Below are 19,408 nucleotides of genomic sequence, written 5' to 3' on the forward strand. Positions count from 1 at the left end.
GTCACCGGAGTCGCGCGAGCACCAGATTCGGATCCCGCTGCGTGAAGTACGCCGCGCTCGTCACGTACACGGTGCCGCCGCCGACGGCCACGGACGTCGGGTTGGACAGCCCGTTGCGACCGGAGAGCAGCGCCGTGGAGCGTCCGTTCGGCCGCACGAGAAGAAGCGCGTCGGTGGTGCTCGTGGCGGCCAGCACGGTCGTTCCGGTGCCGGGGAAGGCGAAGTCGTCGATGCCGTCCAGCCCGGTGGCCCGTGTCTCGATCGGGCCGGCGGTGCCGTCCGCGCGGACGGGGACGCGCAGCAGCGCGCCGCGGTCGGTGTTGGACACCCATACGGCGTCGCGGCGGACCTTGATGCCGTTGGCGCCGAAGCCGCGGGCGGGTTCCGGGAGCGGATCGAGGGCCGCGCCCTTCGCCCAGGCCGTGGCGGGGCCGCCCTGTTGCGGGATGCGCCAGATCGTGCCGAGGACCGAGTCGGCGGCGTAGAGGACGCCGCCGTGTTCGTCGAGAGCCAGACCGTCGGGGAACCCGGTCGGGGGCAACTCGGTGATCTGCTCGGGCGCCTCGCCGGGGACGAGGCGCCAGATGCCGGTCTTCCTGGTGCCGGTGGCGTAGCCGACGTACAGCGTGCCGTCGTGTGCGCGGGCGATTCCGGTGACGATGGCGCTGTGGACCAGCGGGTTGGCGGGGTTGGGCACGTCCGGCAGGGTCACGAGGATCCGTGTGCCGCCGTCCGGGGCGACATGGGCGACCTGACGGGCGAAGGCGAAGGTCAGGTCGGCGGAGCCGTCCGCTTCGAGCGCGATGTTCTCGGGGGTCTGACCGGCGTTCAGCGCGAAGTGGGCGACGATGTGTGCGTCGCCGACGTGGGGCTCCTGGCCGGCGGCCGGAGCCGCCGCGAGCAGGCCGAGCGCGAGCACGGCTGTGGCGGCACCGGCCAGGCGGTGGAGTCGGGGCATGTGACCTCTCTTCGGACGGCGCACGCGGCGCCGCGGACAGGGTCACACCAAGATGAGGGCGCAGGGGCCGCCGATCCGGGGAGCCGGGGCGGAAGATCGCCCGAGTGGACCACCGGCCGGGGCCGGTGGCGGGGTGCCCGGCTGTCGGTCCCGCAGCGGAGCTGTCCGTCAGAGGAGCTGTCAGTCCCAGAGAGGGTAGGTCATGACCTGCTTGAACGTGTCCGGCCTGGCGTTGGTGTAGGTCAGGCTGATGTTGGCGAACCGCTCGAAGGACGGATGCCGCTGCCACGTCTTCTGTCCGCTGAGCCGGATGACGACCGGGTAGGCGTGGAACGTCCCGGCCGCGCAGTACGGCTTGCAGTCGTTGACCATGTTCAGACCGAAGGCCTGCGCACCGTCCGGGCCCCACTGGGTCCAGTGCAGGTCGACCAGCCGGCTGTTGCCGTCGCCGCACGCCAGAATGAAGTCCTCCGGGCGGACGTTGCGATGGAAGAAGCAGTCGACGAGCACCGTGTGTGTCTGAGCGGCCTTGACAGGTGTGGTGGTCGCGGTCGGCGGACTGGCCGCCGCTGTCGTCGTCATCGCCGCTGTCAGCAAGGTGCCCGCTGCCAGGGTGACCGCCGTTCCCATCACTGATCCGCGCATGGTCGCTCCCACCGTTTGTGCTGTGTCCGACCGCGTTCACCTGACGCTACGACCCTACGCCCGATTGCACCAGTCGCGCAGGTCGGACCGCGTGTCAGCCATGTTTGACGGTCAGGCCGTAGAACGCGACACGGGCGCCGTTCGTGGTGCTGTCCGAGGAGGACTGGTTGTAGGAGCCGGCCTTGAAGTACTGCTTGTACTGCTTGAAGGACGACGGGATGCCGTAGTGGGTGACGGTGCCGTTGACGGTCAGATCGATGGTGTTGCCGCCGGAGACGGCGATGCTGTAGCTCCAGGTCTTGCCGGTCGGCACATGCCCCACGGTGTGCGGAGTCTGGCCGCCGGACGGCGAGTTCTCCGTGCCGAGGACGATGTCACCGTTCGCGTGGTAGTACAGCTCCAGCAGCGGCTTGGTGGAGGAGCCGCCGCTGCCGAGGTGGATCTGCCCGACGCACACGTTCTTCGTCACGGACACCACGCGCAGGGTCGCGCTCATCCTGTGCGCGCCGGACAGCGCCCAGTCGGCGGGGCTGCCGTCGCGGTTCATCTCGCGCAGCTCGGAGCGGGCGTAGTCGGAGTTCGGCGTGGTGACGCCTTTCTCCGGTGCCCAGAAGGTCATCGCCCCGTCGTGGGTGTCGGTGTAGAAGTACGCGTCCTGGTAGCCGTTCGCGCCCCGCAGCCGGGACGACGGGATGGTGGTCGGGCTGCCGGGGGAGCCGACGGGCTCCTGCAGCTCCCACACGGACAGGTCGAAGGTGCCGCCGGGGGCGGTATGCGGGTGGGCGGCGAGGGCGCTGGGGCTGCCGAGCAGGAAGAGGGCGAAGGCGAGGCCCGCGGCCGTCGGCAGTGCGAGGAGCCGGGTTCGGGTCATGGGGGGTCCCTTCGTCGGACCGGATGTCGGACCGGCGGATGCGTTCAACATGCTGAACGCTGAACGCATCCTTGGTCGTTCGGTGACCCGAGAAGCTAGAGGTCTGAACCAGACACGTCAAGAGGTTCAGCAGGCGCCCTCGTCCTGCCACGGCCCCCACTGCGAGGCGCCGGGCGCCTCGTTCTGGGTCCACCACTTGGCCTTCCAGTTGTGGTTCGCGTACGAGGCCTCGTCGCCGCCCGTGTACACCGCCGAGGCGCTCCAGGCGGTCTTGCAGGAGGTGGGGGTGGGTGTCGGCGTCGGAGTGGGGGTCGGCGTCGTGGTCGGCGGGGTCACTCCGGCGAACCGCACGGAGTACTTGGCGAAGTCCCAGGAGGTCTGTGCCACGCTGGAGCACGTCCCGGATGTGCGGCCCCCGTTGTCGGGCGGGCTGCACTGCCGGTCGCGGTTCAGGGACCAGAACGTGAACCGGTCCATGTTGTGGCTCGTCGCGTAGTCCAGCACGGTCTGGAAGTCCGCCTGGCTGAAGTACTCGCCCGAGTCGCTGCGGCCGTTCATGCCGGAGAAGCCCTCGTGGGCGTAGGCGGTCGCCTGGTCCCAGCCGAAGGTCGACTGCAGGATCGAGTTGAAGTTGGTCAGGGCGCTGGTCTGGCTCGCCGCGCCGTTGAAGCCGCCGTCGAACGGCATGATGGAGAAGTTGTTCGGCGTGAAGCCTTGGGACTTGGCCTCCAGCAGCATCTGCTTGCCGAACCAGCCGGTGCCGTCCGCGGTGCCGGCCGTCGTCACGGAGACGTACAGCCCGGGGTTGTTCTGCTGGAGGATCTTGGCCGCGCCGATCTCGTTGTGGATCGCCGCGGTGTTCTCGTACTCCGGCTCCTCCAGGTCGAAGTCGATGGCGTGCAGCCCGTACTTGGTGATGACCTGCTGGTAGGCCGCCGCCGTGGACGCGGCGTCCGCGCAGGCCTGGCCGAGCTTCGTGCCGCCGTAGCCGCCGATGGAGACCGACACGTCGCCGCCCTTGGCGCGGATGGTGTTGATCACCGACTGCACGGCCGTGTCCGAGCCGACGGGGGCGGTGCCGCCCCAGGTCGGCGAGCAGCCGCCGCCGTCGGGGGCGAGGACGAAGGCCAGCTGGAAGGCCTTGAGGCCGGTGGCGTCCATGATGGCGGCCGGGTCCGGCGGGTCGTTGTCCAGCGGCATCAGATAGGGGGCGGCGGCGTACCACCGGTTGCCGAGCGCGGTGGTCGCGCCCGAGGCGTTGCTCGCGACGAGCGCCGTGGTGCCGGCGGCGGCGAGCGTGACGGCGGCCGCCGCGCCCAGACATGCCCGAAGACGTCTCACTGCGTGCCTCCAGAGGGTGGGGGTGGGGAGTCCCCGCGATGAGGTCCCTGTCGCGGGGAGCCCCACCCTCCGGGAGGTGTTGCGGTCACGTCAATAAGTTGGACTAGACCAGCGGCCTCTTTGGACTAGACCATGCGATTCCTTTACCTCTCGTCGACCAGGCGCACGGTGAAGCCCCGGTCCAGTGACAGCCCCGGTGTGGTGACGGTCGTGACATGGGTGCCGGCGTCGTACGACCAGGCGGAGGCGGGCAACAGGCGGCCGTCGAGGAGCACCTGACGGGGCGCCGGGTCGCCGTGCACGGTGAACCGGTAGGCGCGGGAGTCCGCCTTGCCGGCGTAGTCCCCCTTGCTCGCGCCCACCGACACGGTCGTCCCGGAGCCGTCTGCCCGCATCGACACCCGCTGGGTGGCGGCGGCGCCCTTGCCGAAGTCACGGGTCACCCCGTCGTCCTCGTACAGGGTGTAACGGCTCGTGCCGTGGGCCGCCGGATACAGGTCCCAGTCCAGCTCATGCCGGTCCCGGGTCTGCCAACTCGTCGTTCCCTTCGGCCACATGGGCACGATCGCGCCCTCGCGCACGAACAGCGGAAGCGTGTCGAGCGGGGCGTGATAGCCGTTGATCGTGGTCGGTCCCCGGTAGGTGCGGCCGGTCCGGTAGTCGGTCCAGGTGCCCTTCGGCAGATAGATGCCGTCCCGGGTGTCGGAGCCCTGGTAGACAGGGGCGACGAGGAAGTCGGGCCCGGACAGGAACTCGTACTTCGCCTGGTCCGTGAGGGTGCCCGGGTCGTCCGGGTACTCCAGCCACAGCGGACGCACCGCGCCCACCCCGGTCTTCGCCGCCTCGGCGGACAGCGTGTACATGTACGGCAGCAGCCGCTCCTTCAGCTGCAGATAGGTGCGGTTGACCGAGGTGTACGGCTCCCCGTCCAGCCAGGGCTGCTGGTCGGCGGGCTTGCCGGTGGTCAGGTCGCTGGCCCAGCCGTCCATGGTCATGATGGCCGGCAGGAACGCCTTCCACTGGAGGTCGCGGGTGTACATCTTCGGGTCGTGGCGGTAGATGCTGCCCACGTCACCGGTGTTGTAGGCGATACCGGACATGGTCGCCCCGGCGTAGGTCGGGATCTGCCAGCGGAGGTAGTCCCAGGACAGCTTCTGGTCGCCGCTCCACAGCACCCCGCAGCGCTGGGCGCCCGCCCAGGACACCGGAAGCCACACGAAACCGCGTGCGTCGCTGTTGTCCTCGATCCCCTTCTTGGCGGCGTCGCACGCGTCCAGTGCGAACTTGTAGCCGTTGCCGACCCAGGCCACGTCCAGCTTGGCCACCCGCTGGCCCGCCCTGACCTGGTCGGCGAGCTTGTCGATGCCGTCCTGGGTCCACAGGCCGAGCCGGGCGTGATGGTCCTCAAGTCCCTTGGCCGTCTGCTCCAGGTTCTCGTAGCCGCAGCCGTAGCCGTCGTTGACCAGCATCCAGCCGAGCGGCATCTGGTGCTCGGTGTACCCGTCGGCGACCTTCAGTGCGTCCAGGGTGTGCCGCTCGCCCCGGTTGGCGTTGTGCAGATAGCAGTCGGAGTCGCCGGGTTCGAGGCCGTACACCGGAGGCATGAACGGCTTGCCGGTCAACGCCGTGTATTTACCGATCACTTGCTTGGCGTCACCGAGGAAGTAGTACGCGTCCAGGCGCCGTTCCTGCTGGCCGGTGGTCACCGGCGTGCCGAAGGTGTACACGCCCGGCGCGAAGGTGTTGCGGAAGACGCCGTAGCCCGCGCTGGAGAGGTAGAACGGCTGGGAGTTGTTGTAGCCGCCCTCGTCCCAGTCGAAGCTGTTGGACACATACATGGTCTGTCCGCGGTGCGAGAAGCTGCCGTTCTGCTCGCCGCCGCCGAAGAACTGCTCGTCGGCGCCGCGCGTGAGGCTCTGCCGCATGCCGCCGGTCGACCAGCGCAGCGGTTTGTCCTCCTGCCAGATCCGGGTGCGGTTGTCGGGTCTGTACAGCCCGAAGCGCAGCGGCTTCTTGTAGACGCGCAGCACGGCCTGCGGGGAGCGGATGCCGTAGTAGTCACCCGCGTCGAAGGACGAGGTGTGCCGCTCCACGGCGGGCTGCCTGCGGACGATCGCGGTGCCCGCGGGATCGCTGAGCGAGCCGGACGGGTCGGCCTGGAGCCGCAGTTGACCACCCGTCAGGAAGTCGGCGCGCGCGGTCAGCCGTCCGGCGCCGATGGTGTAGGTGCCGTCGCCGCCCGAGAACGACGTGAGATCGCCGACGTCCGTGGTGGCGGGCAGATACGCGGTGCCCGTGAAGGAGTTGTCGTGCACGTCGTACGGCACGACCAGCACGTGGTACGTCCCCGACGCCCGCGGGATCACCGTGGCCTCCGGGTCGGCGGTGCCCGCGCTGGAGGCCACCTGCCTGCCGTGGTCGTCGTACACGTACAGGTCGAAGTCGTCGGAGGGCTTCTCCCATGTGACTGACAGGGGTACGCCGCCCTCGGGATTGTCGTCCCAGTAGCCGTCCGGCACCGAGACGGTCAGGTCGAAGCGGTCACAGACCTTGTTGTCCGGGTCGGCGCCGGCGTCGGGGCAGCTCTCGGTGCCCCCGCCGGTGCCCTTGGCGTAGGCCGGGCTCTGCCAGCTGACGCTGCCGTGGGCGGGGTCGAGTACGGCGCCGGGGGTGGTGGCGGCCTGGGCGGCCGCCGGGGCGGTGAGCACGGTCGCCGCCAGGGCGGTCGCCAGCCCCAGCGGTATCCAGGCCGGCCATGGCACCCGGCGGCGCGGTCTTCGCGGTCTTTGCACGGCGGAACAGCTCCCCTCGCAGCACTGCGGACTGACTGTTCTTGCGATTGATTCCTGCGGTTGATGCTCGGATGCGCTTGAAAAGAGCTTCAATCGAGCAACTTCACGCACGAAGACTCGGGGCTGGCGCAGGTTCATGTCAAGAGCGGGGGGTGCGCGCGGCTGAGGCGACCAGGTCAGGGGGGATCAGCGCCGGTCGGTCGTCAATCCCGCGACGGCTCCCGCAGCTTGGCCAGGGTCAGTACGTCGCCCCCGATGCCCCAGCCGCCGTCGGCGACCTCCTCGATCAGGACCATCGTGGTGGCGCGGGCCCGCTCGCCGTAGATCTCGACGTACAACTCGGTGGTGCGGGTGACGATCAGCTCCTTCTGCTCGTCGTCCAGGGTTCCGGCGGGGACCTTGAAGTTCGCGAACGGCATGGATGTGCTCCTTCGGTGATGGTGTGTCAGATATTGCGATGTGGCCCGGCAGCGGCTCAGACGATGCCGCCGTTGGCGCGTACGACCTGGCCGTTGACCCAGTGGCCGGCCGGTGAGGCGAGGAACGCCACCACCTCGGCGATGTCCGCGGGCGTGCCGAGGCGTTCCAGCGGCGGCTGCGCGGCCAGCCGCGCGACGGTCTCCTCGTCCTTGCCGTCCAGGAACAGATCGGTGGCCGTGGGGCCCGGGGCGACGGTGTTCGCCGTGACGTCCCGGCCGCGCAGTTCCCGGGCCAGCACCAGCGTCAGCGCCTCTACCGCGCCCTTGCTCGCGGAGTAGGCGCCGTAGGAGGGGAACGCCAGGCTCACGACGGAGCTGGAGAACCCGACGAACGCGCCGCCCCGGCGCAGCGTGCGGGCCGCCTCGCGGGCGACCACGAACGTGCCGCGGATGTTGGTGCGGTGCATCGCGTCCAGCTCCGCGAGATCCAGCTCGGTGATCGGCGCGAGATACATCCGGCCCGCCGCGTGGACCACGACGTCGACTCCGCCGAACTCCGTCGCGGCCGCCTCGAACAACGCGGCGGCCTGCTCCTCGTCGGCGATGTCGGCGCGCACGGCGACCGCGCGGCCGCCGGCCGCGGTGACCTCCCGGGCGGCGGCCTCGGCCAGGTCGCGGTTGCCCGCGTACCCGATCACCACGGCGAAGCCGTCCGCGGCCAGCCGGGCCGCCGTGGCCCGGCCGATGCCGCGCGAGCCTCCGGTGACGACGGCGACCCGCGGTGCCGAGGGGGTGCGTGCTTCGATGGACATGAGATCTCCCGTGGCTGTGGGGCGTGGCGCCCGGTGCATGACTCCACCCTCGGCCGCCGCGCCGGAGCGGACCACGGCTGCGCTCACCCTGGGGTCGGCGACCCCTGGTTACGCGCGCCGCGAGGCGCGACGATGGACGGCGTGAACCATGCCGAGCTGGCCGCCTTCCTGAAGTCCCGGCGCGACCGGGTCCGTCCCGCCGACGTCGGCCTGCCCACGGGCCCCCGCCGCCGGGTGCCGGGCCTGCGCCGCGAGGAGGTGGCCCAGCTGGCCGGGCTGTCCGCCGACTACTACACCGAGCTGGAGCGGGGCCGCGGCGCCCAGCCCTCCGGACAGGTGCTGGCCGCCCTCGCCCGCGCCCTGCGGCTCAGCGGCGACGAACGCGACCACCTCTTCCATCTCGCCGACCGCCCGCTGCCGCCCGCCGCGAGCGGACCCACCGCGCTCGTCCAGCCCGCCCTGCTCGGCCTGCTGGACCGGCTCACCACGACCCCCGCCCAGGTCATCACCGATCTGCATGAGCCCCTGGTGCAGAACCCCCTGGCCAGGGCGCTGCTCGGTGCGATGCCGCCCGGACGGGGGGCGCACCGGAGCTTCGTCCATCGCTGGTTCACCGACCCCGCCGCCCGCGACCTGTACCCGGTCGAGGACCATCCGCACCACTCCCGTGTCTTCACCGCCGATCTGCGGGCGGTGGCGGCCCGGCGTGCCAAGGACCCCGATGTCACCCGGCTGGTGGCGACGCTGCGCCGGCGCAGCGCGGAGTTCGCCGGGCTGTGGGAGCAGCGGGAGGTGGCCCTGCGGCGCAGTGACCACAAGCGGATCGTCCACCCCTCGCTCGGCGTCATCGAGCTGGACTGCCACAGCCTCTTCAGCGAGGACAACTGCCAGCGGCTGCTGTGGTTCAGCGCCCCGCCCGGCACCGAGGGCGCCGCCCAGCTCGAACTGCTGTCGGTGATCGGCACGCAGGACCTGAGTGCCACGGAGGACGACCTGGGGCACCGGCCCCGCTGACGTAACGGGGACTTGTCACCGATGTCCGCAGACCCGTGGCGGACCGTCCGCCGACTGAGGCACCCTTGACGGCGTGCGTACTGTTTCGCGAGGTTTGGGCAGTGGCGCACGGAGGGGATTTCTGGGCACATCGGAACCAGTGGCAGGACGCGCCCGGCGCGTCGTGGGGGGAGCGATCGCCGATGCGATCCAACAGCCATGATCCATACGCCTCACCGGCCCGCGCCGGCTCCGGCACACCGCTTGCGGAGCCTGCGGAAGGGGGGTCGAACTGAGGTGGAGATCACCATCCACAGACCGGGCGAGCTGACGCCCGAACTGCGCGGGGCCTGGCACCGCGCGATGGACGAGTCGCCCGAGTACGCCAACCCCTTCCTCGCGCCGGAGTTCGCCGTCGGCGTCGGCCGGTACCGGCCCGGGGCCCGGGTGGCGGTCCTGCGCGAGGGCGGGGAGCCGGCCGGCTTCTTCCCGTACGAGCGGGGGCCGTTCGGCACCGGACGGGCCATCGGGCTCGGACTGTCCGACTGCCAGGCCCTCGTGCACCGTCCCGGAGTCACCTGGAACCCCGGGGAACTGCTGCGGGCCTGCGGGCTCAGCATCTTCGAGTTCGATCATCTCGTCCAGGAACAGCGGCCGTTCGCCCCCCATGTCACCGGCTCCTTCGCCTCACCGGTGATCGATGTGAAACCCGGCGACGGCGGCTATCCGGAGTGGCTGCGCGGCACCTACCCGGGGCTGGCCAAGACGACCCTGAAGAAGGAGCGACGGCTCGGCCGGGACATCGGCGAGGTGCGATTCGTCTTCGACGAGCGGGACCCGGAGATGCTGCGCACGCTCATGCGGTGGAAGTCGGCGCAGTACCGCAGGACCGGCCGCATGGACCGGTTCGCCCGGCCGTGGATCGTCGCACTGGTCGACCATCTCTTCCGCGTCCACGAGGAGCACTTCACCGGGGTGCTGTCCGTGCTGTACGCGGGCGAGCGGCCCGTCGCGGCCCACTTCGGCCCCCGGTCGAGCACGGTGCTGGCGGCCTGGTTCACCGCCTACGACCCCGAACTGCACTACTACTCACCGGGGTTGATGATGCATCTGCGGACCGCCGAGGCGGCCGCGCGGGCTGGGGTGACCCTGGTCGACCTCGGCCGCGGCGACAAGGAGTACAAGGACTGGCTGAAGACCCGCGAACTGCGGGTCGCCGAGGGCTTCGCCGCCCGCGCCCATCCGGTGGCGCTGGCCCAGCGGCTGTGGCGCCGCCCGGTCCGCGGGCTGCGCAACACGGTGCTGGCCCATCCGGGCCTGCGCGATCCCGCCGACCATTTGCTGAGGACGGTCGGCCGGTTCCGCACCCAGGACGAGCCGGCGGCCGCCCGGAGGAGCCAGTCCCCGGGCGGGTAGTTACTGGCAGGTTCGCGTCAAGAATTGGCCAAGCGGCGGACGCTTTCGCGCCGGAGCGGTCGGGCCTCCTGCATCGGCAGTGTCGATGCACCCGGGGAGGTCCCTGGTGTCCGTACCGACCTGCAGAAGACGGTGGTTCACACTCTGCGCGCTCACCGCTTCCGCCGCCCTCGTCGCGATCCTCCGTCCGCCGCCTTCGGCCACCCGCCGGGCCCCTTCGGCGTCCGCGCCCTCCACCGACTCGCCGAGGAACGCGCGCAGTCGGTGGGCGCCATGTCCCCGCACACGGCGGCGGACGATGACGACGGCGATGAGGCGGACGAGATCGCCGAGGGCGCGGACCAGTAGGCCAAGGCCCGCGCCTCGCCCGGTGTGGTCGCACCGGGCGAGGCGCGGCGCCGCCTGGCGTGACCTCACCGACCTCGGCAGCACGGGCGGCAGATGGCGCAGCATCACCGACCTGCCGTACGTCTCCGACGACCCGCGCTACCGCGACATCGACTCCAACTCCAGCGGCGGAAGCGGCGACGTCACCTGCCGGGTGTCGGCGATCGCCGCCGCCGACGACGGCTACGTCTACGCGGGCAGCGCCGGCGGCGGAGTATGGCGCTCACACACCGGCGGCGGCCACGGGCAGCCCATCAGCGACGGGCTGCCCGCCCAGTCCACCGGCGCCCTCGCCCTCGACGGCGCGAGCCGGCTCCGGCTGGGCACCGGCGAGGCCACCACCAACTCCGACGCCTGTCTGGGCAGCGGCGTCCACGTCCTCACCCACCCCCATCACGGCACCTTCTCCGTGCGCAGCCGGGTCGGCGGGGACGAGCTGGAGAGCACCACCATCCACGAGCTGCGCGTCGGCGGCGGCCAAGGTGGTCCTCGCCGTCGGCCGGCGCGGCGGCGACGACTACGACGGCTTCTCCACCAGGGCGAACGCAGAAATACGTCTACCTCGCCGTCCAGGTCACCCAGAACTGCGCGGTCAACGACGGCAGTTGGAGCACCGACCCGGGCAAGGCCACCTCGTGCTCCGTCGCCCCGCCCGACAACGTCACCAGCGAGGCCCGCTTCATCGCCCCGCTCGCCACCGACCTGAAGAACGGCGCCGGCCGCATCGCGACTTCCGTCGCCGCCTCCGGCGGCAGGATCTACTCGGCCTGGTGCGGCCCCTGCAACAACCAGGGCTTCGCCCGCGGCATCGCCGTGGGAAACGCTGGGGGAACCTTCCGGATGAAGTCCGGGGGAGGCACGGGCTGGCACGACATCAGCCTGCCCGTCGACGGGACCGTGCCCAACCGGCACCTGAGCGGCTTCGCCGTCGACCCGCACGACGCCGAGCACATCTTCCTCGCCGTCAACGGCTTCTCCCGGCACTGGACCGAGGGCCCCGGCGCCGGCGTCGGCCATGTCTTCGAGTCCACCGACGGCGGCACGCTGTACGCCGCCGCGCACGGCCGGGGCATCTGCACCATCAAGGTGCGCGAGCTGCGCTGACCGCCAAAGTGCACCGCAGGGGTCGCCCCTGGGCAACCGGGGGCCACCCCTGCCCGTACTACGTCCCGCGCACCGCCCGCCCCACCTCCGTGCGCAGCGCCACGAAGTCCGGCAGGCTCCGCGTGGTGATCTGGTCGCGCTCGGCCGGCAGGCCGACCGGCAGGTCCCGCACGACACGGGAACCGGGACCGGGGGAGAGGACGACGACGCGGTCACCGACGTACACGCTCTCGTCGATGTCATGGGTGACGAACACGATCGTCGTGCCGTCGGACCGGTGGACCTCCAGCAGCAGGTCCTCCAGATCCTCCCGGGTGCCGGCGTCCAGCGAGCCGAACGGCTCGTCCATGAGCATCAGGGCGGGCCGGCACACCAGGGCACGCGCGAGGGCGACGCGCTGCTGCATACCGCCGGACAGCTCGCCCGGACGGCGCCGGGCGACCCCGTGCAGCCCGACCCGTTCGAGGATCGCCTCGGCCCCGGCCCGGCGGGCGGCGCGCCCGAGGCCCTGGCGGCGCAGCGGCAGGGCCACGTTGTCGCGGACGGTGAGCCAGGGCAACAGCGAGCGGCCGTACTCCTGGAAGACGACCGCGAGGCGGTCCGGTACGCCGGTGACCGGTGTCCCGTCGAGCGTGACCGTGCCCTCCTCACCGGGCAGCAGTCCGGCGATGGTGCGCAGCAGCGTGGACTTGCCGCAGCCGGAGGGCCCGACCACGCTCAGCAGCTGGCCGTCGGGCACGGTGAGACTGATGCCGTCCAGGACGTGCTGGTCGCCGAAGTGCCGGCTGACGGAGTCGAGGCGGAGCATCCCTCACCCCGCCCAGGGCTCGTACAGGGTGCCGGCGCTGCCGGTGACCCGCAGATGCAGCAGGAAGGGGCCCGCGTCGTCGCCGCGGCCGAGAGCCTGCTCCAGCGCGGTCGGCAGCTCCTTGGCGTGTTCGACGCGGGCCGCGGGACAGCCGAAGGACTCCGCGAGCGCGGCGAAGTCGATGCCGGTGATGTCCGTCCCCGGGACCGGCGCGACGCCGATCCGGCGGCCGAGCGCACGGACGGCCGCGTAACCGCCGTTGTCCAGAAGCACATAGGTGACCGGAGCCCGGTGCCGGGCCGCGCTCCACAGCGCCTGCACCGAGTACAGCGCCGAACCGTCGCCGACCACACACACCAGCCGGCGCCGGTCGGCGAGCGCCCGGCCGACGGCGAGGGGCAGGCCCCAGCCGAGCGCCCCGCTGCCCGTGGTCAGAAAGCCCCCGCTGAGCTCGATGGGCACGCGCGCGTGCAGCGTGTCGCGGTGGCTCGGCGCCTCCTCGACCAGGACCCGGTCGTGCGGCAGCCGGGCGCGCAGCAGATCGAAGAACAGCTCCGGGGTGATGTGCCCCTCCGCGCGGGCCGGGGCGGGGGCCGGCCGGGGCGGCGGCGGAGCGCGGTCGGGCTCCCGCAGCAGCCCGGTGAGCCGGGCCAGCGCGGGCCGCAGGGTGGTGACGAGGCTGGTGCCCGTGGGCAGCCAGGCGGCCTGACCGGGGTCGCAGTCCAGGTGGAACAGCTCGGTGCCGGGCGCGAGCGGCGGTCCGTCGTCCGCCACGTGGTAGGTGAACACCGGCGCGCCGAGCGCGACCACCACGTCGTACGGGGCGAGGCGCGCGGCCAGTCGACGGGCGACCGGCGACAGGAACCCCTGGAACAGCGGGTGGGACTCCGGGAATCCGGAGCGGCCGGAGAGCGGGCTGATCCACACTCCGGCCCGGATCCGCTCGGCCAGCGCCCGCACCTGCTCCAGCGCGTCCTCGTCGTCCACGCCCGGACCCACCACCAGCGCCGGGCGCGCGCAGCCGGCCAGCCGCTCGGCGAGCGCCGCGAGGGCCTCGGGGTCGGCCGTGAACGCCGAGTGCACCGTGCGGGGCGCGACGGGCTCGGCGGGCCGGTCCCAGTCGTCCTCGGGCACGGACACGAACACCGGGCCGCGCGGATGGGTCATGGCGATCCGGTACGCCTCGGCGAGCACGGCCGGTACGTCCGCGGCCCGCTCCGGCTGGCGGGCGCACTTCACGTACGGGCGCGGGAACACGGCCGGTTCGTCGGCGCCGAGGAACGGCCGCAGCTGGATCAGCGAGCGCGCCTGCTGCCCCGCCACGATCACCAGCGGCACCCGGTCGCGGAAGGCGTTGAACACGGCGCCGAGCGCGTGCCCCACACTGCCCGCCGAGTGCAGGCCGACGAAGGCGGCCCGGCGGGTGCCCAGCGCGTGTCCGGCCGCCATGCCGACCGCGACGGACTCCTGCAGCCCCAGCACATAGGTGAAGTCCTCCGGCCAGTCGCGGAACATCCGCAGTTCCGTGGAGCCCGGATTGCCGAACACCGTCGTCATGCCGGTGTCGCGCAGCAGCCGAACGACCGCGTCGCGGACCGTGGTCGCCGTCATGCCGTCCTCCCCGCGGACGTCCGTGGGCCGACGAGCCGTCTCTCGACCGCCAGCAGACCGGTGTTGAGCAGATACCCGAGCGCGCCGAGCAACAGCAGCGCCGACCACACAGTGAGCAGGTCGGAGCGGGTCTGGGCGTCGGTGAGCGTGAAGCCGATACCGTTGTCGCTGCCCGGCAGCAGCTCCGAGAACACCATCAGGATCAGGGACAGCGACAGGCTGAGCCGGAGCCCCGCGAAGATCCGCGGCAGCGCCGAGGGCAGGATCAGGAACCACAGCCGCTCGGGCGCCGTCAGCCGCAGCACGGCCGCCACCTGAAGGCGCAACGGGTCGGTGGCGCGGGCACCCTCGGCCGAGTTGACCAGCACCGGCCATACGGCGCTGAACGCGATCGACGCCACCTGCATGGGCGTACCGAAGTCGAAGACGACGACGAACACCGGCACCAGCGCGGGCGGCGGCACGGCCCGCGCGAACTGCAGCACCGGGTTGCACAGCGCGTACGCCCGCCGTGAGCGGCCCACCGCGATCCCCAGGGCGATCCCGGCGACCCCGGCGAGCGCGAACCCGGCCGCCATCCGGCCAAGGCTCGGCAGGATGGTGCCGGCGCCGGCCGAGGTGAGGAACAGATGGCCGGCGGGGCCCGAGAACCACAGGTCGCGGGCGTGCCGGGCGATACGCAGCGGCGGCGGGAAGTAGACGCTGCCCCGCGCCCGGGCGGCCAGCTCCCAGCAGACCACGGCGGCCGTCAGCACCGACCAGCGCAGCAGGAACGGGACGGCGGCGGCGCGGGACGCACCGGGCGCGGCACCGCGTCCCGCCTTGATGACCGGCTCCCCGTGTCCCGCCTTCATGACCGGCTCCGCCGCGACGTGCGCACCGCCGGCGCCGGTTGCCGCGCCCAGGCGAACAACCGCCGCTCCGCGCCGACCAGTACGCCGTTGATCACCAGCCCGAGCCCGCCCGCCCACACCACCCCGGCCAGCACGTCCCGGGTGCCGTCCGGGTCCGTCTGGGCCTGGGCGATGAAGACGCCGAGGCCCTGGCCGAAGCCGGACAGGATCTCCGTGGCCACGGCGAGGACCAGGGCGACCGCGGCCGAGATCCGCACCCCGGCCGCGATGAACGGGGCGGTGGCCGGCAGCTCCACCCGCAGCAGCACCGCGAGCCGCCCGAACCCGAAGGCGCGCAGGGTGTCCTTGGCCAGCGGGTCGGTCTCGGCGAGGCCGTAGACGGTGTTGAACAGCACCGGCCAGAGCGAGGCGTAGGCGATCAGTGTCACCTCCGTCCGGGTGCCCGAGCCGAGCAGCAGCGACACCAGCGGGATCAGCGCCACGGACGGCAGGGGCCGCAGAAACTCGATCACCGCGCGCACGGCGGCCTCCACGACGGGCACCGCGCCCAGCAGCAGCCCCAGCGGTACGGCGATCGCGCAGGCGAGCCCGAGACCGAGCGCCCACGCCCGCAGCGTCACCCCGATCCCGTCGACGAAGGCCGGGTCACCCGCCAGCCGGGCGGCGCGGGCGAGGACTTCCGAGGCCGGCGGCAGATAGCCGCGCCGCACGATCCCGGCCCGGGAGAGCGCCTCGCAGACCCCGAAGGCCGCCGCCGCGCCGAGCAGGCCGAGCGACATGTCCTGACGCCGGGTCATTTCACCAGCAGGGGCGCCGGGTCGACGTCCTTCTTCAGCAGCCCCTCGGTGCGCATGAGCCGGACGAGCCGGCGCAGCGCGGCCGGGTCGGCGGTCACCGGATAGCCGGGAAGGTGGATCGACCGGGCCTGGTCCGCGCTCACCTTGGCGTACTTCGGCAGCTCCGCGCGCACCGCGCCCGGATCCCTGGCGGCGAGCTCGGAGGCCGCCTCGACGGCACGCCGGAAGCCCTCCGCCGCCTTCGGGTGCTTCTTCACGAAGTCGCCGGTGGTGATGTACCCGCTGGCCGGCAGGCCCCGGGCCGGACCCGAACCGCCGTCCAGCAGCACCCGCGCGCCCAACTCGCCCTGGATCGCGGTGTCGAAGGGCTCGACCGCGTGGGCGGCGTCCACCTGGCCCCGCTCCAGGGCGGGCCCCATCTGCGGGAACAGGATCTGCCGGTAGACGGGCCGGCCGGCGCCGCGGGCGTCGAGGATCGCGTCCAGGGTCAGCGACTGGATGTTGTTGAGGACGGCGACGGCGACCTTCTTGCCCGCGAGGTCCGCGGGCGACTTCAGGGCGGAGTCCCTGGGCACGAGGACGTCCATCATGTGCGGGGCGATCCGCACGCCCTCGGCGAGGATGCGCAGGTCCAGGGTGCCCTTCTCGTACGCCTGGAAGTAGGTGACGTAGTTCGCGCTCGCGATCACGTTCACCTGGCCCTTGAGCAGCGCGGGCAGCGCCTGGATGCTCTGCTGGACGGGCTGGATGCGCACGTCCAGGCCCTCCTTGGCGAACAGCCCGCGGTCCCGGGCGAGATAGAGCGCGGCGGAGTCGGTGAGCGGCAGCGCCGCGACGGTCAGCTGCTGCCGTCCGTCGGCCGAGGCGGACGGAGAGCCGCTGTCGCAGCCCACGAGGACCAGCGCGGCCGAGGCCGCGAGCGCGGCGAGCCGTTGCGTTCCCGGACGTGATCGACGTAATGCCATACCGGCATGACTACCCACCCATTGTCATGATCGCTACAGATCGCGGCCGGATTTCCGGGTCTTCGGAACTTCGGGGTCTTCGAAGCTTCGGGCTCCTCGGACAGATCCGCGGGCGTCCTGCCGGTGCCGGCTCGGCCGGTCAGACCGTGGGGCCCGCGACGCGCAGGCCCGCCGCGGGGGACGGCGACGCGGCGTCGCCGGCGGCGGAGACATCCGCCCACCAGTCCGCGCCGTCCTCGACGCAGCGCAGCAGCACACCCTCGCGGATCGCCCACGGACTGACGACGGCGCCGCGCAGCCCCATGAGCTTCAGCGCCGTGTGCCCGACGACCGCCCCGGCCAGGCTCTGCGCGGCGCGCGGCGCGGAGATGCCGGGCAGCCGGGCACGCTCGGCGGCGGGCAGCGCGGCGAGCGTGCGCACCGCCTCGCGCAGCTCCCGGCGGCGCAACTCCCGCCGCACGAACGGGCCGTGGCGCCCCGGCGCCGCTCCGCACAGCCGGGCCAGCTGCTGGAACGTACGGGAGCTGACCGCGGCGGTACGCGGCCGTTCCCAGCGGATCCGCGAGGACACGTCCCGCAGCTCATGGCGGATCCGGCGGCGCAGCTCCTTCAGTTCCCCGGGCGCGGGCGGGCCCTCGCCGGCCAGATACTCACGGGTGAGCCGGCTCGCGCCGAGCGGCAGGGCGACGGCGAAGTCGGGCAGCCGGCCCCGGCCGAAGGCCACGTCCAGCGAGCCGCCGCCGATGTCGAGCACCGTGAGCGGTCCGGCCTGCCAGCCCAGCCAGCGCCGGGCCGCGAGAAAGGTCAGTTCCGCTTCGGTCTCCCCCGGCAGGGTGCACATCCGGATCCCGGTCCCGGCCGCCACCCGGCGCAGCACCTCCCGCCGGTTCGGGGCACCGCGCACCACCTCGGTCGCGAAGGCCAGCGGCTGCGGCGCATGCCAGGTGCGGGCCGTCGCCCCGGCCGCGGCCACCGCCTTCACCAGCCGCTCCACCGCCTCGTCGGCGAGGGTGCCGTCCGCCGCGACGTGTTCGGACAGGCGCAGCTTCCACTTCACGGTGTGCACCGGCAGCGGAACACCGCCCCGCACCTCCGCGATCAGCAACCGAACCGTCCTCGACCCCGCGTCCACCACACTCACCCGCATGGCCGGGGATTACCCACTCCACCGCCAGGAACCCGTCATACCGGCAGTGCTTCCGCGCACAGACCGGCCGGCGAGCCGCGCCGCCCCCGGCCGCACACTGTCCGGATCCCGGCGCCCCGGCCGCGCGCGGGCCCGCGCCCCGCCCTTCGATGCCCTTAGATGGTCACCACCACTGTCGGCGCGAGGAGCGGCACTTGAGCGGGACGCAAGCGACGAGGGTACTGGTCATCGGCGGCGGCATCGCGGGCACCGCGGCCGCGCTCGGGCTGCACAAGGCCGGATTCGGCGTCACGGTGTACGAGGCACACCCCGACACGGCCGAGGACGCGGGGGCGTTCCTGACCCTGGCGAGCAACGGGATGCGCGCCCTGGCCCAGCTCGACGCCACGGACGCCGTCACGGCCGCGGGCTTTCCGCTGACGTCGCTGCGGCTGCTCGACCACGAGGGCACCGAGCTGACGCACGCCCCGCTCGGCGAGGTGTCCGACCCCCGGCTGCGCTATCGCTGTCTGCGCCGCGGCGAGCTGAACGCGGCCCTCCAGGGCGAGGCGGCCCGGCGCGGCATCCGGCTGCGCCACGGCGCCCGTCTGGTCACGGTCACGGACGGCCCCTACGGCGTCACGGCCGGGTTCGCCGACGGCAGCGCGACCCACGCGGACCTCGTCGTCGGCGCCGACGGGCTGAACTCCGCGGTGCGCCGCACCCTCACCCCCACGGTGCGGCCCGCCTACGCCGGCCAGCGGGTCTTCTACGGCTACTCCGGCACCGCGCCCGCCGCGGACGGCACCGGTGTCATCACCTTCGTCCGGGGCAGCGACACCGCGTTCGGGTACGCGGTGTCACCGGCCGGGCAGACGTACTGGTTCGCCCGGGTGAGCACGGTACCCCTGCCCGCCGGCCGGGCCGCGCACCGTGCCCCCTGGCGCGAGGAACTGCTGCCGCTGCTGCGCAAGGACTCCGCACCCGCCGCGGACATCGTCGCCGCCTCCCAGGGCCCCGTCATGGTCACCAACGCCACCGAGATGCCGCTCGGCGCGCTGTGGCAGAAGGGGCGGATCCTGCTGATCGGCGACGCGGCCCACGCGGCCTCCCCGGCCACCGGCCAGGGCGCCTCGATGGCCCTGGAGGACGCCGTGGTCCTCGCCAAGGCGCTGCGCGACCAGCCCGACGCGCCGGCCGCGTTCGACGCCTACGAACGGCACCGCCGCCCACGGGTCGAGCGCAACATCAGCGTCAGCGGCGGTATCTCCCGCGGCAGCCGCACCCCGTCCCGCCCCGGACCCGTCCTGGCCCGTCCGACGGCGCCGGACGAGGCCCTGATCCGCCAGCTGGACTGGGACACCCCGCTGCCCGCCGCCCCGCCCGAGGAGCCCTGAGCGACCGCAGCCGGGCGGACGCCCGCGAAAGTGCAAGAGGCGGAGCACCGCAGTCCATTGCCGGGGAAACCACCGCAGCCGGATCGTTCCGTGCAACCGGCCCTTCGGCAAC

Annotated in this window: 19 protein-coding genes; 6 read left to right on the plus strand and 13 right to left on the minus strand. The window is 72.6% G+C overall.

Going from position 1 to position 19,408, the window contains the following annotated elements; all coding sequences use genetic code 11:
* Position 1: 1 nt before the first annotated feature.
* The 7 genes from IE277_RS22495 to IE277_RS22525 all read right to left on the minus strand — a co-directional run bounded on the left by IE277_RS22495 (position 2) and on the right by IE277_RS22525 (position 7,838).
* Positions 2-958, minus strand: coding sequence for an SMP-30/gluconolactonase/LRE family protein (locus IE277_RS22495; RefSeq protein ID WP_189955162.1), 957 nt, complete (start codon positions 956-958; stop codon positions 2-4).
* Between the two features lie 180 nt (positions 959-1,138).
* Positions 1,139-1,603, minus strand: coding sequence for a hypothetical protein (locus IE277_RS22500; protein WP_189955164.1), 465 nt, complete (start codon positions 1,601-1,603; stop codon positions 1,139-1,141).
* 94 nt (positions 1,604-1,697) lie between these two features.
* A complete protein-coding gene (locus IE277_RS22505) occupies positions 1,698-2,474 on the minus strand; it encodes a polysaccharide lyase family 7 protein (protein WP_189955166.1) in 777 nt (258 codons plus the stop codon).
* A 126-nt stretch (positions 2,475-2,600) separates the two neighbouring features.
* The gene (locus IE277_RS22510) at positions 2,601-3,815 is read right to left on the minus strand and encodes a carbohydrate-binding protein (protein WP_189955168.1); all 1,215 of its coding nucleotides are present in this window, start codon (positions 3,813-3,815) and stop codon (positions 2,601-2,603) included.
* A 143-nt stretch (positions 3,816-3,958) separates the two neighbouring features.
* Complete coding sequence (locus tag IE277_RS22515) at positions 3,959-6,607, minus strand: glycoside hydrolase family 31 protein (protein WP_506005343.1); 2,649 nt, start codon at positions 6,605-6,607, stop codon at positions 3,959-3,961.
* Positions 6,608-6,810: 203 nt separating this feature from the next.
* Complete coding sequence (locus IE277_RS22520) at positions 6,811-7,026, minus strand: 4-oxalocrotonate tautomerase family protein (protein ID WP_189955172.1); 216 nt, start codon at positions 7,024-7,026, stop codon at positions 6,811-6,813.
* Positions 7,027-7,082: 56 nt separating this feature from the next.
* Complete coding sequence (locus IE277_RS22525) at positions 7,083-7,838, minus strand: SDR family oxidoreductase (protein WP_189955173.1); 756 nt, start codon at positions 7,836-7,838, stop codon at positions 7,083-7,085.
* A 141-nt stretch (positions 7,839-7,979) separates the two neighbouring features.
* Here IE277_RS22525 and IE277_RS22530 point away from each other — a divergent pair, with 141 nt between their 5' ends.
* The 5 genes from IE277_RS22530 to IE277_RS49230 all read left to right on the plus strand — a co-directional run bounded on the left by IE277_RS22530 (position 7,980) and on the right by IE277_RS49230 (position 11,738).
* Positions 7,980-8,852, plus strand: coding sequence for a helix-turn-helix transcriptional regulator (locus IE277_RS22530; protein WP_189955175.1), 873 nt, complete (start codon positions 7,980-7,982; stop codon positions 8,850-8,852).
* Positions 8,853-9,128: 276 nt separating this feature from the next.
* Complete coding sequence (locus IE277_RS22535) at positions 9,129-10,247, plus strand: GNAT family N-acetyltransferase (RefSeq protein WP_229881903.1); 1,119 nt, start codon at positions 9,129-9,131, stop codon at positions 10,245-10,247.
* Between the two features lie 132 nt (positions 10,248-10,379).
* Entirely contained in the window at positions 10,380-10,595 is a 216-nt protein-coding gene (locus IE277_RS49220; protein ID WP_308433411.1) for a hypothetical protein, read from the plus strand.
* A gap of 22 nt (positions 10,596-10,617) precedes the next feature.
* The gene (locus IE277_RS49225; protein ID WP_308433412.1) at positions 10,618-11,340 is read left to right on the plus strand and encodes a beta propeller repeat protein; all 723 of its coding nucleotides are present in this window, start codon (positions 10,618-10,620) and stop codon (positions 11,338-11,340) included.
* Between the two features lie 134 nt (positions 11,341-11,474).
* A complete protein-coding gene (locus tag IE277_RS49230) occupies positions 11,475-11,738 on the plus strand; it encodes a hypothetical protein (protein ID WP_308433413.1) in 264 nt (87 codons plus the stop codon).
* Positions 11,739-11,796: 58 nt separating this feature from the next.
* On the opposite strand, the gene IE277_RS22545 is transcribed toward IE277_RS49230, so the two are convergent.
* From IE277_RS22545 to IE277_RS22570, 6 genes are all read right to left on the minus strand, one after another.
* Positions 11,797-12,546, minus strand: a complete 750-nt coding sequence (locus IE277_RS22545; RefSeq protein ID WP_189955178.1) for an ABC transporter ATP-binding protein — start codon at positions 12,544-12,546, stop codon at positions 11,797-11,799.
* A 3-nt stretch (positions 12,547-12,549) separates the two neighbouring features.
* On the minus strand, positions 12,550-14,157 hold the full coding sequence (mdlC, locus tag IE277_RS22550; protein WP_189955180.1) for a benzoylformate decarboxylase: 1,608 nt from the start codon (positions 14,155-14,157) through the stop codon (positions 12,550-12,552).
* On the minus strand, positions 14,154-15,011 hold the full coding sequence (locus tag IE277_RS22555) for an ABC transporter permease (RefSeq protein WP_189955182.1): 858 nt from the start codon (positions 15,009-15,011) through the stop codon (positions 14,154-14,156). Before IE277_RS22555 ends, mdlC begins: the two co-directional genes overlap by 4 nt.
* A complete protein-coding gene (locus IE277_RS22560) occupies positions 15,008-15,808 on the minus strand; it encodes an ABC transporter permease (protein ID WP_189955184.1) in 801 nt (266 codons plus the stop codon). Before IE277_RS22560 ends, IE277_RS22555 begins: the two co-directional genes overlap by 4 nt.
* Positions 15,805-16,773 (minus strand): ABC transporter substrate-binding protein, encoded by a 969-nt coding sequence (locus IE277_RS22565; protein ID WP_189955186.1) that lies wholly within the window; start codon positions 16,771-16,773, stop codon positions 15,805-15,807. The genes IE277_RS22560 and IE277_RS22565 overlap by 4 nt, the downstream gene beginning before the upstream one ends.
* 139 nt (positions 16,774-16,912) lie before the next feature.
* Complete coding sequence (locus tag IE277_RS22570) at positions 16,913-17,920, minus strand: Ppx/GppA family phosphatase (RefSeq protein ID WP_189955188.1); 1,008 nt, start codon at positions 17,918-17,920, stop codon at positions 16,913-16,915.
* Positions 17,921-18,114: 194 nt separating this feature from the next.
* Between IE277_RS22570 and IE277_RS22575 the strand changes: the two genes are divergently transcribed.
* Positions 18,115-19,296 carry an FAD-dependent oxidoreductase gene (locus tag IE277_RS22575; protein ID WP_229881904.1) on the plus strand — a complete coding sequence of 394 codons (1,182 nt, stop codon included), beginning with the start codon at positions 18,115-18,117 and terminating at the stop codon, positions 19,294-19,296.
* Positions 19,297-19,408: the final 112 nt, after the last annotated feature.

The organism is Streptomyces alanosinicus (assembly GCF_014650595.1).
Lineage (GTDB): Bacteria > Actinomycetota > Actinomycetes > Streptomycetales > Streptomycetaceae > Streptomyces > Streptomyces alanosinicus.

Excerpts from the sequence above, each read along its gene's own strand:
- IE277_RS22495 (WP_189955162.1), bottom strand. The coding sequence starts at position 958 with ATGCCCCGACTCCACCGCCTGGCCGGTGCCGCCACAGCCGTGCTCGCG.
- IE277_RS22500 (WP_189955164.1), bottom strand. The coding sequence starts at position 1,603 with ATGCGCGGATCAGTGATGGGAACGGCGGTCACCCTGGCAGCGGGCACC.
- IE277_RS22505 (WP_189955166.1), bottom strand. The coding sequence starts at position 2,474 with ATGACCCGAACCCGGCTCCTCGCACTGCCGACGGCCGCGGGCCTCGCC.
- IE277_RS22520 (WP_189955172.1), bottom strand. The coding sequence starts at position 7,026 with ATGCCGTTCGCGAACTTCAAGGTCCCCGCCGGAACCCTGGACGACGAG.
- IE277_RS22525 (WP_189955173.1), bottom strand. The coding sequence starts at position 7,838 with ATGTCCATCGAAGCACGCACCCCCTCGGCACCGCGGGTCGCCGTCGTC.
- IE277_RS49230 (WP_308433413.1), top strand. The coding sequence starts at position 11,475 with ATGAAGTCCGGGGGAGGCACGGGCTGGCACGACATCAGCCTGCCCGTC.
- IE277_RS22545 (WP_189955178.1), bottom strand. The coding sequence starts at position 12,546 with ATGCTCCGCCTCGACTCCGTCAGCCGGCACTTCGGCGACCAGCACGTC.
- mdlC (WP_189955180.1), bottom strand. The coding sequence starts at position 14,157 with ATGACGGCGACCACGGTCCGCGACGCGGTCGTTCGGCTGCTGCGCGAC.
- IE277_RS22555 (WP_189955182.1), bottom strand. The coding sequence starts at position 15,011 with ATGAAGGCGGGACACGGGGAGCCGGTCATCAAGGCGGGACGCGGTGCC.
- IE277_RS22560 (WP_189955184.1), bottom strand. The coding sequence starts at position 15,808 with ATGACCCGGCGTCAGGACATGTCGCTCGGCCTGCTCGGCGCGGCGGCG.
- IE277_RS22565 (WP_189955186.1), bottom strand. The coding sequence starts at position 16,773 with ATGGCATTACGTCGATCACGTCCGGGAACGCAACGGCTCGCCGCGCTC.
- IE277_RS22570 (WP_189955188.1), bottom strand. The coding sequence starts at position 17,920 with ATGCGGGTGAGTGTGGTGGACGCGGGGTCGAGGACGGTTCGGTTGCTG.